At 68.8% G+C, this 12,957-nt stretch carries 16 protein-coding genes and 1 pseudogene; 3 read left to right on the forward strand and 14 right to left on the reverse strand.

The window, feature by feature from the left end; all coding sequences use genetic code 11:
- Nucleotides 1-18: 18 nt before the first annotated feature.
- From tpiA to BN996_RS08320, 11 genes and pseudogenes are all read right to left on the reverse strand, one after another.
- Entirely contained in the window at nt 19-663 is a 645-nt protein-coding gene (gene tpiA / locus BN996_RS08270; protein WP_089778182.1) for a triose-phosphate isomerase, read from the reverse strand.
- Between the two features lie 155 nt (nt 664-818).
- On the reverse strand, nt 819-1,340 hold the full coding sequence (locus BN996_RS08275; protein WP_089778184.1) for a multiprotein bridging factor aMBF1: 522 nt from the start codon (nt 1,338-1,340) through the stop codon (nt 819-821).
- Nucleotides 1,341-1,444: 104 nt separating this feature from the next.
- Nucleotides 1,445-1,879 (reverse strand): hypothetical protein, encoded by a 435-nt coding sequence (locus BN996_RS08280; protein WP_089778186.1) that lies wholly within the window; start codon nt 1,877-1,879, stop codon nt 1,445-1,447.
- Nucleotides 1,880-1,933: 54 nt separating this feature from the next.
- A pseudogene (locus tag BN996_RS08285) lies at nt 1,934-3,347 on the reverse strand (ATP-binding protein).
- A 196-nt stretch (nt 3,348-3,543) separates the two neighbouring features.
- Nucleotides 3,544-4,146, reverse strand: coding sequence for a CDP-alcohol phosphatidyltransferase family protein (locus BN996_RS08290; protein WP_007273592.1), 603 nt, complete (start codon nt 4,144-4,146; stop codon nt 3,544-3,546).
- Complete coding sequence (locus tag BN996_RS08295; protein WP_089778189.1) at nt 4,143-4,652, reverse strand: adenylate kinase family protein; 510 nt, start codon at nt 4,650-4,652, stop codon at nt 4,143-4,145. Before BN996_RS08295 ends, BN996_RS08290 begins: the two co-directional genes overlap by 4 nt.
- Nucleotides 4,649-5,734 (reverse strand): histidinol-phosphate transaminase, encoded by a 1,086-nt coding sequence (hisC, locus tag BN996_RS08300; protein WP_089778191.1) that lies wholly within the window; start codon nt 5,732-5,734, stop codon nt 4,649-4,651. The genes BN996_RS08295 and hisC overlap by 4 nt, the downstream gene beginning before the upstream one ends.
- A 78-nt stretch (nt 5,735-5,812) precedes the next feature.
- Complete coding sequence (locus tag BN996_RS08305; protein ID WP_089778193.1) at nt 5,813-7,393, reverse strand: GMC family oxidoreductase; 1,581 nt, start codon at nt 7,391-7,393, stop codon at nt 5,813-5,815.
- Complete coding sequence (locus BN996_RS08310) at nt 7,386-8,003, reverse strand: gluconate 2-dehydrogenase subunit 3 family protein (RefSeq protein WP_089778195.1); 618 nt, start codon at nt 8,001-8,003, stop codon at nt 7,386-7,388. The genes BN996_RS08305 and BN996_RS08310 overlap by 8 nt, the downstream gene beginning before the upstream one ends.
- A 41-nt stretch (nt 8,004-8,044) precedes the next feature.
- Entirely contained in the window at nt 8,045-8,413 is a 369-nt protein-coding gene (locus BN996_RS08315) for a DUF1648 domain-containing protein (protein ID WP_089779886.1), read from the reverse strand.
- A 63-nt stretch (nt 8,414-8,476) separates the two neighbouring features.
- The gene (locus tag BN996_RS08320) at nt 8,477-9,208 is read right to left on the reverse strand and encodes a fumarylacetoacetate hydrolase family protein (protein WP_089778196.1); all 732 of its coding nucleotides are present in this window, start codon (nt 9,206-9,208) and stop codon (nt 8,477-8,479) included.
- A gap of 308 nt (nt 9,209-9,516) precedes the next feature.
- On the opposite strand from BN996_RS08320, the gene BN996_RS08325 reads away from it, so the two are divergent.
- A complete protein-coding gene (locus BN996_RS08325) occupies nt 9,517-10,233 on the forward strand; it encodes a metal-dependent hydrolase (RefSeq protein ID WP_089778198.1) in 717 nt (238 codons plus the stop codon).
- 104 nt (nt 10,234-10,337) lie between these two features.
- Nucleotides 10,338-10,736: an OsmC family protein gene (locus BN996_RS08330; RefSeq protein ID WP_006600356.1), complete on the forward strand. Its 399-nt coding sequence runs from the start codon at nt 10,338-10,340 to the stop codon at nt 10,734-10,736.
- 100 nt (nt 10,737-10,836) lie between these two features.
- On the opposite strand, the gene BN996_RS20665 is transcribed toward BN996_RS08330, so the two are convergent.
- The 3 genes from BN996_RS20665 to BN996_RS08340 all read right to left on the reverse strand — a co-directional run bounded on the left by BN996_RS20665 (nt 10,837) and on the right by BN996_RS08340 (nt 12,554).
- Nucleotides 10,837-10,971 (reverse strand): hypothetical protein, encoded by a 135-nt coding sequence (locus tag BN996_RS20665; protein WP_004968055.1) that lies wholly within the window; start codon nt 10,969-10,971, stop codon nt 10,837-10,839.
- Between the two features lie 78 nt (nt 10,972-11,049).
- Nucleotides 11,050-11,646, reverse strand: a complete 597-nt coding sequence (locus BN996_RS08335) for a DJ-1/PfpI family protein (RefSeq protein WP_042663859.1) — start codon at nt 11,644-11,646, stop codon at nt 11,050-11,052.
- Between the two features lie 125 nt (nt 11,647-11,771).
- On the reverse strand, nt 11,772-12,554 hold the full coding sequence (locus BN996_RS08340; protein ID WP_089778200.1) for an HAD-IIA family hydrolase: 783 nt from the start codon (nt 12,552-12,554) through the stop codon (nt 11,772-11,774).
- Nucleotides 12,555-12,632: 78 nt separating this feature from the next.
- On the opposite strand from BN996_RS08340, the gene BN996_RS08345 reads away from it, so the two are divergent.
- Entirely contained in the window at nt 12,633-12,887 is a 255-nt protein-coding gene (locus BN996_RS08345) for a hypothetical protein (RefSeq protein ID WP_042663858.1), read from the forward strand.
- Nucleotides 12,888-12,957 lie beyond the last annotated feature (70 nt).

The following is a 12,957-nucleotide window of genomic DNA, read 5'->3' on the forward strand; positions in this document are numbered from 1 at the left end:
AGTGTTTTTTCGACGCGCTTACAGCCCGGAGACGAGGTCTTCGAGCGCCGCGCGCGGGTCGTCGGCCTTGGCGACGCCGGAGGCCAGCAGGATGCCGGACGCGCCGAGTTCCTCGGCGGTCACCACGTCGTCGCCGGTCGAGATGCCAGCGCCGCAGTAGACTTCGACGTCCTCGTCGACGTTGGCCGCGGCGTCGACGGCGTCGGTGACGATGCCGGGGTCGGCCGTCGCGACGGAGACGTCGCCGCCGATGAGCTCCGGTGGCTCGACGGCGACCGAGTCGGGACCGAGCGCGGAGACCGCGCCGATCTGGGCGGGGTTGTTGGCGCAGACGCAGGTTTCGAGGCCCGCTCGCTCGGCGGCCTGTACGGAGCCGTCGATGTCGGCGAGCTTCAGGCGCTTTTCGGAGTGGTTGATGAGCGTGCCGACCGCGCCGGCCTCGGCGACGGCCTCGGCGAGGGTGCTGCCGGTGTGGCTGCCGTGGCCGTTCGGGTCGACGTGCTGGGCCCACGTCTCGACGCCGGTGTCGGCGACGCGGGAGACGTCGGCCGCCTGCGGGGAGACGGCGATGCGGACGCCGGACTCCTCGGCCACGTCGCGCGCGGCGGTGGCGACTTCGATGGGGTCACACGGGTACGCCTTGAGGTTGACTAGGATGAACACAAGCGAAGTCGGGCCCGACGAGACTAATAAATTGGTTTTCGGGGCCGCGATTGCCACGAGACGGCGTCTCGCGGGCGGAAAATCGTGATAAACTCCGCGGGGACTCGGCCGTGCGGTTCCCGCGACGGGTCGGCGGAACTAGTCGCCGACTCGCGTCAGTCCTTGCGCTTGACGACGTCGCCGAGGGTGGTCGTCGTGGAGCCGCCGCCGGACCACTCGGAGTCGTCGTCGCTCTCGCCTTCGACCAGCGAGATGTCGAGCTTGCGTTCGATCTTCTTCCGGACGGAGTCCGGCGGCATGATGTCGCCGCGTTCGAGCTTGCGGATGAGGCTCGCCTTCTCGTTGAGCGACTGGGCGAGCTCTTCTTGGCTCAGCCCGCGGGACTCCCGCGCCTGCCGGATGCGGTCGTCGTAGTCGGTCGCGATTTCGTCCATGTCGTCGAACATGTCGCGGCGACGCCGCTTCGACGAGGAGGAGGAAGACGACCCCGAGGAGCGAGAGGAGTCCGAGCCCGACGAGGAGGAGGTGGAGTACTTCGTGCTCGCGCTGGAAGTCGACTCGGTGCGGACCTCCGTGCCGAACTCGGCGCAGTCGTCACACAGCTGTAGTTCTGCGCCTTCGACCTTCACAGTCTTCAGAGAGGCTTGGTCGGAGCCGCACATCTCGCACTGAGGCATACACTCACGTACCCGCCCGCCGCGTATAAAAGGCACGCCACCGGCCACCGAATCGGCGCGGTCGGGTTGTGACGGAACCGTCCCCGGAACGCGACCCCTCCGTCTTACTGGCGTCCGAGACGCTGCCGAACCTGCCGTCGGAGCGGTTCCGTGACGACCCGGTGGCCTCGCCGGTAGACGACGACGTACGCAACCGGCAGGAGTGCGACGAACGCGACGATGAGCCAGCGCCCCTGCGTGAACGGGTCGGGCGGGAGCGTGAACGCGCCGGCGTACGAAGCGACACCGGCGAGCATCACGGCGAGCGCGGCGCGCTCGGTCCTCGACGGCGGTCGCCGCCTCGACGACCCGCTGACGAAAAACAGCAGGTAGGCGACCAGTCCGACCGGAACGAAGGCGACGAGCGCCCCGAGGAGGTTCGGGAACCCGTGGCCGCGGGCGGCGGCGTTCTGCGAGACCCAAAGCGACGTGGCGACGAGGACGACGACCGGAACGAAAAACAGCGTCGCCTCCGCGGGCGACGGAACGATGGAGGGCACGAATCCTCGTCGTTCGTGTCATCTAATAATCGTTTTGGCGGGGGGTCGGAACAGTCAGTTCCGGCTCACGTCCGCCAGCGGGAGCGTCAGTCGGACGGTGCTCCACCCGTCGCGCCGGTCGTAGTCGACTCGCCCGCCCGCGGACTCGACGACCCATTTGACGACCCACAGCCCCAGTCCGGAGCCGTGGCTGAGTTGCGTGATGTCCTCGTCGCCGAAGACGGCGGCCCACTCGATTTCGGGGATGCCGTCGCCGTCGTCGCTGACGCGGACCGTGGCGTCGTTCTCGCGCCGCTCCGCGTCGATGCGGACCGTCACGTCCTCGGAGGTGTGTTCGAGCGCGTTCTCCACGACGTTGGCGAGCGCCTGCGCGAGTTTCGGCCCGACCGAGACTGGCAGCGACGGCGGGAGGTCGAGGTCGAACATCGCCGCGGGGTATCGGTTCCGCCGCGACTCGACGACGGCGCGGACCGTCGCGGTCGCGTCGACCACCTCGTCGGGTCGTCGGTCGTCGAGGACGGCGGCGGCGGTTCGGGCCTTCTCGCTGACCCGCAAGAGCGTCTCCGTGTGGTCGGCGATGCGCCCGGCGGCGTGGTCGACGCGCGGGTCGCCCGTCGCCTCGCGTATCTCCTCGGCCATGCCGAGAACCACGTTCATCTCGTTTCTGAGGTTGTGTCTGAGGACGCGCTGGAGCACCTGCAGGTGCTCTCTGGCCCGGCGCTGACCGGTGATGTCCGAATAGATGGAAAAACCGTACCGCCTCCCGTCGCCGCGGCTGTAGGGGATGCCGCGGTAGAGGAACTCCCGTCTGCCCCACGCGGTCTGCCGGGTGACGATGGCGTGGTTGGCCTTCCCGTCGGCCGTCCGCTGGTCGAAGTCGACCGCCTCGCCGTCGGCGTCCGGCGGGACGATGAAGTCGTTGAGCGACTCGCCGCGCACCTCGTTGGCGTCGTAGCCGAAGACGGTCTCGAACCCCGGATTGACCGCCCGCACGACCGGCTCGATGCCGACGATTTCGAACTCGATGACGGCGTCGTCGATGAGGTCGAACAGGTGGTCGAAGCGGTCGCGCTCGGTGTGCAGTCGCGCGGTCGTCGGTTCCGCGGTCTCGCGGCGCACCGCGCCGACCACCCGGTCTGCGTCGGGGTCAGGGGCGTGACATCCGTCGCCCCCACTGCCGTCGTCCCCACCACCGCTGTCGCCCCCGCGGTACGGGGCGAACTCGATTTCGACTTCGGCTTCGGTGGCCGGAGCCGCCGCCCCCCGAGAGCCGACAGCGACACCGCCGGCTCTCCCACCCGCTCGCCGCTCGCACGGCGGCCGCGGCCTCGCGAACCTCCGGCCAGTCTCCGTCGGCGACGAACTCGGAGAACGGCCGTCCGCGGAGCGCCGCGGCGTCCGCGCCGAGATGCGCCGCGAACTCGTCGCTCGCGTGGACCACGGTTCCCGCCGCGTCGAGGACGAACATCACCTGAGGAGAGCCGAGCGCCGCGGGCGCTCACCGTCGGTTAGAGAAAACGGGCATCGTGGGGACGCGCGGTGAGATTGCGCGAGTATATGAGAGTATACTGCGCAGTTGTGCATCATTCAATTCGTTCTCAGATGGTGATCTGAAATACATAAATCCGCGTTCCCGGGCAACATCCTCGGGCAGTCGAACGGGGTTACGTCAAGTCGCCCCACGCGCCCCAGAAGCGCTGGACTGCGGTGAGGTGACCGACGACGGCGAAGAACACGAGGAGCCAGCCGACGAGCGTCAGCCCGCCGACGGCGTCGGGGTAGACGGCGGCCGCGAGGCCGACGAGACCCATCAGCGCCAGTCGGTCGGCGCGGCCGACGAGGCCGCCGTAGGCGCGCCCGAGGCCGACCGCCTGAATCTGCGTGCCGAGGTAGGAGGTCATGAGGACGCCCGTGACGGCGGCGAGGCCCAGCGCGAACGAGTCGATACCGGCGGCGAGACCGACGAGGACGACGATGTCGGCGTAGCGGTCGAGCACGTGGTCGAGCAGGTCGCCGGCCTTCGAGGAGACGCCCTGTTCGCGGGCGAGCGCGCCGTCGACGAGGTCGAGCCAGCCGTTGCAGAAGACGAACACCGCGCCGAGGCCGTACCAAAGCGGGTCGGCGAGGCCGAAGGCGACGCCGGCGGCGACGGCGAACCCGAAGGCGACGACGCTCACGCCGTTCGGCGAGAGGCCGACGGCGTCGGCGACGGAGACGAACGGGGCGAGCAGTTTGTCGGCGGTGTCGCGGTACTGGTCGAGCGTCATAGATATTCGATGAAGTCGACGGTCCCCGCCGAGGGGTTGCGCTCGCCCGCGACGACCGCCGCGATGTCGTCGGCGACGGCGTCGGGGTCGCGGTCGGTCGTGTCGATTTCGTACACCGCGTCCTCGCCGTGGAACTCGACGGCCTCGCCGAGAATCACGTCCAGCGCCTCGGACTCGCGGTTCTCGCGCGCCTTGGCCTCCGACTCGCCGCGGTCGAGGAGTCGCTGTTCGAGGATATCGGGGCGACACCGAAGCACGACCACGCGGTCGGCCTCGAAGTGGTGTGCGAGGTGGCTCTCGACGACGCCGTCCCAGTCGCCGAGGTGGTCGCGGGCGGCGTCGAGGTCGACGACGAGCGTGTCGCGGTCCTCGTCGCGCTCGGTCCACAGCCCCTCGTCCTTGACGAGTCGGTTGAGGTGGACCACGTCGAGGTCGAGGTCATCGGCGACGCGCTCTGTCGCCGTGGTCTTGCCGGTGCCGGGCGTGCCGGTGACGACGACTCTCACGCCGGCGGCACCTCCGAGACGATGCGGTTGAGCACGTCCACGGCGCGCTTGGTTTGGGCTTCGGTGCCGCAGGAGACGCGGATGCACTCCGGCAGGCCGAAGCTCCCGCAGTCGCGGACGATGACGCCCTCGCGCTGGGCGGCCTCGGTGACGGCGGTGGCGTCGCCGACCTCGACGAGGACGAAGTTGCCCTCGCTTTCCCACGTCGGCGCGTCGAGCCGTTCGCGGAGGTACCCGCGGGACCACCGGGCCGACTCGACGGATTTCTCGACGTGTTCCTCGTCGTCGAGCGCGGCGAGCGCGGCGCGGCAGGCGAGCTCGCTGGCGGCGAACGGCGTGTTCACGCGGGCGTAGGCGTCGGCCCACGCCTCGGGCACGCAGGCGTAGCCGATGCGGAGCCCGGCCAGCCCGTACGCCTTCGAGAACGTCCGCAGGACCGCGATGTTGTCGTACTCCGAGAGGAGGTCGATGGCCGACGGCTCCTCGGCGAACTCGCCGTAGGCCTCGTCGACGACGAGGAGCGTGTTGTCCTCGACGGACTCGGCGAGTTCGCCGAGTTCGTCGCGGGGGAACACGGACCCCGTCGGGTTGTGCGGCGTCGTGAGGTAGACCATGCGCTCGCCGTCGTAGGCGTCGAGGACGAGGTCGGAGGTCTGTTCGAAGTCGTCGCCCTTCGACACCTCGTACTGGACGGCGTCGCCGTGGTGGTAGCGGGCGCTCATCGAGTAGTACGAAAAGCCGGGCGACGGTTCGAGAATCCGGTCGTCGGGTTCGAGCATCGCGCGGGTCAGGTAGTCGATGGAGCCGTCGGCCCCGGGCGACACCCACACCTGTTCGGATTCGAGGCCCCACTTGTCGGCGAGACGTTCGGTCAGGTCCGTGTGGGCGGTCTTCGGGTAGACGCTCACGGTCGGCGCGGCGTCCTCGATGGCGGCGACCGCCTTCGGGCTCGGGCCGTGGGGGTTCTCGTTCGAGGAGAGTTTCGTCAGGTCCTCGGGGTCCATCCCGAGTTCGCGGGCGACCTCCTCTGTCCCGCGGCCGGGTACGTAGGGAGCGTGCGCGGAGAGGTCCCGTGGTTGCATGGTCGGAAAATGCGGGTCGCGGTTCTTAAGCGTGCGTACTCCGGGTCGGCGCAGACGGAACGGACACGCCGACGGCCGTCACCCGAGTTCGGCCCGGAGCGACTCGGCGAGCCGGAGGGAGAGCGCCGCGATGGTGAGCGTCGGGTTCATCGCGCCGCCGGTCGGGAAGACGCTCGACCCCGAAATCCAGAGGTTGTCGAGGTCGTGGGCGCGGCAGTCGGCGTCCACGACGCTCGATGCGGGGTCGTCGCCCATCCGCGTCGTCCCCATGTGGTGGTACGCGGGGCCGGTCTCGTCGGGGCCGACGGTCCAGCGGTCCTCGACGCCGAGTTCGTCCAGCACCCGCGTCTGAATCTCGTTGGCCCGCGAGAGTGCGGCCCTCGTCCGCTCGTCGACCGACCAGTGTATCTCGGGGACGGGGTCGCCGAGGTCGTCGGTCGTCTCCCGGTCGAGGCCGACGTAGTTGTCCTCGCGGGGAAGCTGTTCGACCAGCGCGCCCATCGAGACGTGCGTGCCGTAGCGCTCGTCCAGTTGGTCGAGCAGGTCGTCGCCCCACGTGTCGGCGGCGAGGGCGTCGATGACCGGCGACGGGCCGGCGTAGTTGAGAAACTCCAGTTTGAGGCCGTTGACCGGCTCGGCGTCGTCGTAGAACTGGTGGCACTCGCTGGTGTTGAAGCCGACGTGGTTCTGCCGCGTGGGCCGGTCGAGGCGGCCGCCCATCCCGGCGAACAGGTGGTCCATGAAGTACCGGCCGACCGCCCCCGAGGAGTTGGCGAGGCCGTCGGGGTGGCGGTCGGACGCCGAAAGCAGGAGCAGTCTGATGTTCTCGACGCCGCCGCAGGCGAGGACGAACCGGGTCGCCGCCTGCCTGTGGGTCTCGCCGTCGGGCGTCGTGTAGGCCGCGGCGACGACGCGCTCGCCGGCCGCGTCGTGTTCGAGTCGCCGGACCCGCGCCCGGTCGATGACCCGCGCGCCGGCGGCTTCGGCCTTCTCGACGTGGGATTCGGCGGTGTACTTCGCACCCGAGGGACACACCGGCTTGCACGTCCCGTAGCCGACGCAGGGCGACCGGTCGTCGTAGGGCTCGGAGTTGCGGGCGTTGCCGACCGAGTGCATGTCGATGCCGAGGCGTTCGCAGGCCTCGGCGAAGATGGAGTCCGAGTGCGACGGCCGGAAGGCGGGAAGCGGATAGGGCTCGTCCCGCGGCGGCGCGTAGGGGTTGTCGGCCGCGCCGGCGACGCCCAACTCGCGCTCCGCGGCGGCGTAGTGCGGCCGGAGGTCGTCGTAGCCGATTGGCCAGTCGACTCCGACGCCGTGTCTGGAGTCGAGTTCGAAGTCGCGCTCGTGGAGGCGCATCACCATCCCCTGCCAGTGGAGCGTCGACCCGCCGACGCCCTTCACCCGGGCGGCGTTCAGCGGGTAAAACGAGTCGCCGGAGGAGGAAAACGCGTCCCGCGGGCCGCCCATCTCCCACGGGCCGCCGAGGCCGGGGCGGATGTGCTGTTCCAACTGCTCCCGCCTGTCGCCGTCGAACCGCGGTCCGGCTTCGAGGACGACGACCGACGCCCCCGACTCTGCGAGGCGGTGGGCCACGATACCGCCGGCGGGTCCCGCACCGACGATGCACACGTCGGCGTCGGCGACGGGCGTTCTATCCATCGCTCTCACCGCCGGAGTCGGTTGCCTCGCCCCCGTCCATCGTCGCCCGCCGGTAGCTCTCGGTTCCGCCGGGGTGGCCGATGGGGTTCTCGATGCCGACGAGGCGGCCGCCGGTCGGCGAGGCGTAGAAGGCGTACAGCAGTTCGTTCACGACGTGAAACCGGAGGCGCTCCGAGAGCGTCCCGTCCGGAACCGGGTCGGCGGTGTTGACGCCGAGTTCGCGCAGGAGGCGGTCGCGGTCGCCCGCCGGCAGGTCGGCGAAGGCCGCGTTCTCCCAGTCGCGGGCCACGCCGTCTAACTCGGCCACGGCGTCGACCATCGCATCCCGGCGCGCGTCGTCGCGGGCGCGGCCGACGACGTAGGTCTCGACGAACTCGGGTATTCCTTCGACGGCGCTCGGGTAGACCACCTCGCCGGCGGCGACCATCGTCTCGCGCACCGCGGTCGGTGGGGTGTCACCGTCGCCGTCACCACCGCGCTCGCCGCCCGAACCGCGCCCCTCACCGGTCGAATCGGCGGTCGACGGGTCGAACTGCGTCAGCGAGACGGCCCCGGCGGTGACGCCGAGACCGGCGAGCACGGCCAGCGCGTCCCGTCGGGTCAGTCGCATTCGACGGGGATTAGGCCAGCCTAATTATAGGGTTTGTCCTCTCACCCCGCGCGGTCGAGAACGACGCCCGCGACGGCGCCGAACGTGACGACCGCGACGGGCATATCGAACCGCGCGCCGAGGTTGTACGCGAGGACGAGCGCCTGCACGTACGCGAGAAACGTCGCCAGCACCGTATCGAAGACGGGCGGGACGCTATCGCCGATGGCCGTCGCCCCGGCGAACCGGGTGACGAGGAGCGCGCCGACGCCGATGGTCGGGACCAGAAACACGCCGAGCGGGGCGGCGACGAAGGAGTCGGGTTCGCCCCCGGTTCCGAAGTGAACCGCGACCGAGGGGGGAAGCGCGGGAAGGAGAACGACGCCCACGACGGCGCTGAGTGCGAGTATCGCGACGCCGACGAGTGTCATTCGAGGGACACGCATGCGGTCGGGTTGTGACTCGGCGACGAAAAAACGAGATGCCGGTCGCGCTCAGTCCTGTCGCACGTCGTGTTCGAGGACGCCGACGCCCTCGACTTCGACTTCGACGGTGTCGCCGTCTTCCAGCGGGCCGACGCCCTCGGGCGTTCCGGTCGAGATGACGTCGCCGGGTTCGAGCGTCATGTAGGTCGTGATTTCGGCGACGAGGTCGGGAATCGAGAAGATGAGGTGTTCGATGCTGGAGTCCTGTCGCGTCTCGCCGTTCACGCGGAGCGAGATGCTCGCGTCCTCGGGGAGGTGGTCGGGGTCGGCGAGGACCGGTCCGAGCGGGGCGGAGCCGTCGAACGCCTTCCCGCGGACCCAGTTCGTTTCGATGTCCTGGTCGTCGCGGTTGGACACGTCGTTCATCACGGTGTAGCCCGCGATGACGTCCTCGGCGTCCTCGGGGGCGACGTTCCGGCACTGCTCGCCGATGACGACCGCGAGTTCGGCCTCGTGTTCGACGTTCTCCTTGCCCGCGGGGAGCGTGACGGTGTCGCCGTGGCCGGCGACCGCGTTCGGCGGCTTGAGGAACAGAAGCGGTCGGTCGGGGACCTCCTCGTCGCGCTCCTCGGCGTGCTTGGCGTAGTTGCGGCCGATGCAGACGATTTTCGACGGCTCGCACGGGGGGAGTACCTCGACCTCGTCGAGGTCGTAGTCCTCGCCGCCGAAAGAGACGGAATCGCCGTGCCACTCGCCGGTTCGGACTGCGCCCGCGGGGTCGCGGAATCGAGCGTGATGCATGCCCCACGCCTCGGCGGGGGGCGTGATAGGTTTTTACATCGCGCGGGACGGCCGGTGACGTGAGACATTCTTGCACGATTCTCATCGCTTTTGTAGTCGTGGGATGACGGACGTGTATCGGCCGCCCCGGACAGTTCGTTCGAGTGGACTCCGGCGGCCGATTTTACTGTCGAAATCGACGCGAGAGCGGCGGGGCTGTCCCGTCGAACGACACCGAGAGAACCCCGACGAGCGGGCCCGCCGAAAAGCGGTCACACCGCCCCCTGCGAATAACTTTTTGTGTATTTCGCATGTAACAACCGAGTGCTATGGAACTCACCTGGCACGGTCACTCGACGTGGTACGTCACGGTCGGAGACACCTCGCTTCTCATCGACCCCTTTTTCGACAACCCCGCCACGTCACTCGACCCGAGCGACGTGGAGACGCCGGACTACGTGCTTCTCACCCACGGGCACGCGGACCACATCGCCCACGCAGGCGAGTTCGACGGCGCGACGGTCGTCGGCACGCCCGAACTCACCGGCTACGTCGAAGCCGAGATGGGCGTCGACGACACCATCGGGATGAACATCGGCGGGACGGTCGAACTCGGCGACGCGTTCGTCACGATGGTCCGCGCCGACCACACCAACGGCATCAACACCGGCTACGAGCACGAGGCCGGGATGCCCGGCGGCTACATGATCAGCGACACGGTGCCGACACAGGAGTCCGACGACGAGTCGACGACGTTCTACCACGCCGGCGACACGGGACTCATGACCGACATGCGCGAGATTTTCGGTGCCTACTTCGAACCCGACGCGGCCGCGCTCCCGGTCGGCGACCACTACACGATGGGGCCGTGGCAGGGCGCAGTCGCCGCCGACTGGCTCGGCGTCGACCACGTGTTCCCGATGCACTACAACACGTTCCCGGCCATCGAAATCGACGTGCGCGACTTCGAGCGCGAGGTGAAAGCCGCCGGCAGTCAGGCCGAGGTCCACGCCCTCGACGGCGACGCATCGTTCACGCTCGAATAACCCCGGCCCCCGGTCGGCGGCGACCCGTTTTGGGGTCGGCGCTTGTGCACACCGTTGTCCTATTGAGGAACTTTTAGGGTCGGTCGCTCCTTTCCTCGGAATGAATGTCCGACATCCAGACCTCTACTGTCAGCGAGGACGGTTTCGCATGCACGAGCCAGGTCGGCGACTTCGACCTCCAGATCGACGCCACCGACGAGACGGGACCGAACCCGAACGCCGCGCTCGTCGCGACGTACGCCTCCTGTTTCCTCCCCGCGTTCCGCGTCGGCGGTCAGAAGACGGGCTTCGACGACCTCGGTAAGGTCCAGATCGACGCCGACGCCGACCTCGACGACGGCGACGACCTCACGAGCATCAGCTTCGACGTCTACGTGGAGTCCGACCTCTCGGACGACGAGTTCGCCGAGATCACGGAACTCGCCGAGGACATCTGCCACGTCCACGACGCCCTCCGCGACGAGCTGCAGGCCGACGTGACCGTCGTCGGCGACGCGTTCTAAGCGTCGCTCGCGGCTCGCGCCGACACGTATCCATTCTTTCGCAGAAATCGACGCCGCCAGCGACGGGTGTCGCGGCGGACGCTGAACCGCGCCCGCCGGGTCAGTAGCGGCGCTTCTTATAGCTTCGAAGACTCATAGCCTCGCCTTCCACGATGATAACCTCGCGGTCTTGGGGGTCCGATTCGACGACGTCGTCGACCTGTTCGCGGAAGTACGGGCTGTTCGGCTCTTCCATACCACTCCCTTCGTCGCCCCTAATAAAAATCTTTGTCAGACATTCTCACACGCGATATCGTGTGAGCGGTTCGGCGAATCAGTCGTCGGCGGCCGCTGCGGCCGGTTCGTGGCTGATTTCGGTGCCGAGCACGTCGAGGAACGCCGCCAGCCACTCGGGGTGGTCGGGCCACGCCTGTCCGGTGACGAGGTTGCCGTCCACGGTCACCTCGTCGACCCACGAACAGCCCGCGCGCTCGACCTCCGCGCGGACGGCGGGGTAGGCAGTCATCTCGTAGCCGTCGAGGACGCCCGCGGCGGCGAGAATCTGCGGGCCGTGGCAGATTGCGGCGACCGGCTTCCCCTCGTCGAAGAAGTGCCGGACGGCGTCGAGGACCTCGTCGTAGCCGCGGAGGTACTCCGGCGCGCGCCCGCCGGGGACGACGAGCGCGTCGTAGTCGGCGGGGTCCACGTCGGCGAACGTCGCGTTCAGCGCGAAGTCGTGGCCGCGGGTCTCCAGATACGTCTGGTCGCCGCGGAAGTCGTGGACGGCGGTCTTACACCGGTCGCCGTCCTCCTTTTCGGGACACACCGCGTGGACCTCGTGACCCACCATCTGGAGCGCCTGAAACGGTACCATAATCTCGTAGTCCTCGACGAAGTCGCCGGCGAGGAGCAGAATCTTCTTTCCGGACATGGGCTTCACCCGACCAGTAGTTGTCGCGTCAGAACGATAATGATTGTGCAGGCGGGGAGCGGCGGCCGAGATGTCGAGAGTCGCCGGCTCTCGCGGTCGAACCGGGGTGCGCCGAGACGATGCGCCTACTTCGAGACGATGCGCCCGATGTCGCCGAGGCCGTCGAGGACGAAGTCGGGTTCGTAGTCGCTCGCCGCGAGCGCCGCGTCGTCGGTCACGCCGGTTCGGACCAGCGCGGTTCCCATACCCGCGTCGAGGCCGAACGCGATGTCGGTGTCGAGGCGGTCGCCGACGATGAGGACCTCCTCGGGCGGCAGGTCCAACTTGTCGAGGACGAACTCCTGGGCGACCTTCGAGGGCTTGCCGAGAATCGCCTCGGGGTCGCGCTCGGCGACGCCCGCGACGGCGTTGATAATCGCGCCCGACCCGGGGATGTCGCCGTCGGCGGTCGGGATGATGACGTCGGGGTCGGTGCCGTAGAAGGCGGCCCCGGACCGGAGCGCGCTGTTGGCGTCGCGGAGGTCGTCGTAGTGGAACTCGCGGTCGATGGCGACGACGACGACTTCGGGCTCGTCGCCCGGCCCGACGAGTTCGAGGCCGGCGTCTCGAAGCTGGTCGCGGAAGCCCGACTCGCCGATGCAGAAGGTCCGCGCGCCGGGATGTCTGTCGGCGAGGTACGCCGTCGTCGTCGTGCCGGAGGTGACGACTTCGTCGGCGGTCGCGTCGATGCCGGCCCGACGGAGCCGCGCCTCGTAGGCGACGGGCGCTTTCGTCGGGTTGTTCGAGACGAACAGCCGGTCGAGCCCGGCGGCGTCGACGGCGGCGAGGCCGTCGAGCGCGCCCGGAATCGCTTCGTCACCGCGAACGACGGTTCCGTCGACGTCGAGAACCACTCCTCTGTAGTCCATCGTCCTCGGTAGGGAACCGGGGCTGTTGAACGTTCGCCCGAGAGAACCGTTATGTTCCACGGTGGCATATGTCACTGTATGGATGTCTCTTCGAAGCGGCTGGTCGGGTGGCTCCGCGGCCCGGCGACCGGCAACAGCCCCATCGGCGTCTACGGGCTCGTGACCGCGATGGTCGCGGTGTTTCTGACCTACTCCATCGTGGCCACGGTCTCCGTCGTCGGCCCGTTGCTGTCGACGACGGCCCTCCTCCTCCTGTCGGTCGGCGTGTGGCTCGCGACGTGGGCGGTCCTCGACGTCGTCGCCAGTCGGACGCTCCGGGAGTCGGAGGGCTGAACCGTCTCCGGGGTTGCGGCGGAACCGTCACAGAACCAAAGACCAATATGCGCGTCGCCCCACTCGTCTA

The sequence above is a fragment of the Haloferax massiliensis genome (assembly GCF_001368915.1).
Classification (GTDB): domain Archaea; phylum Halobacteriota; class Halobacteria; order Halobacteriales; family Haloferacaceae; genus Haloferax; species Haloferax massiliensis.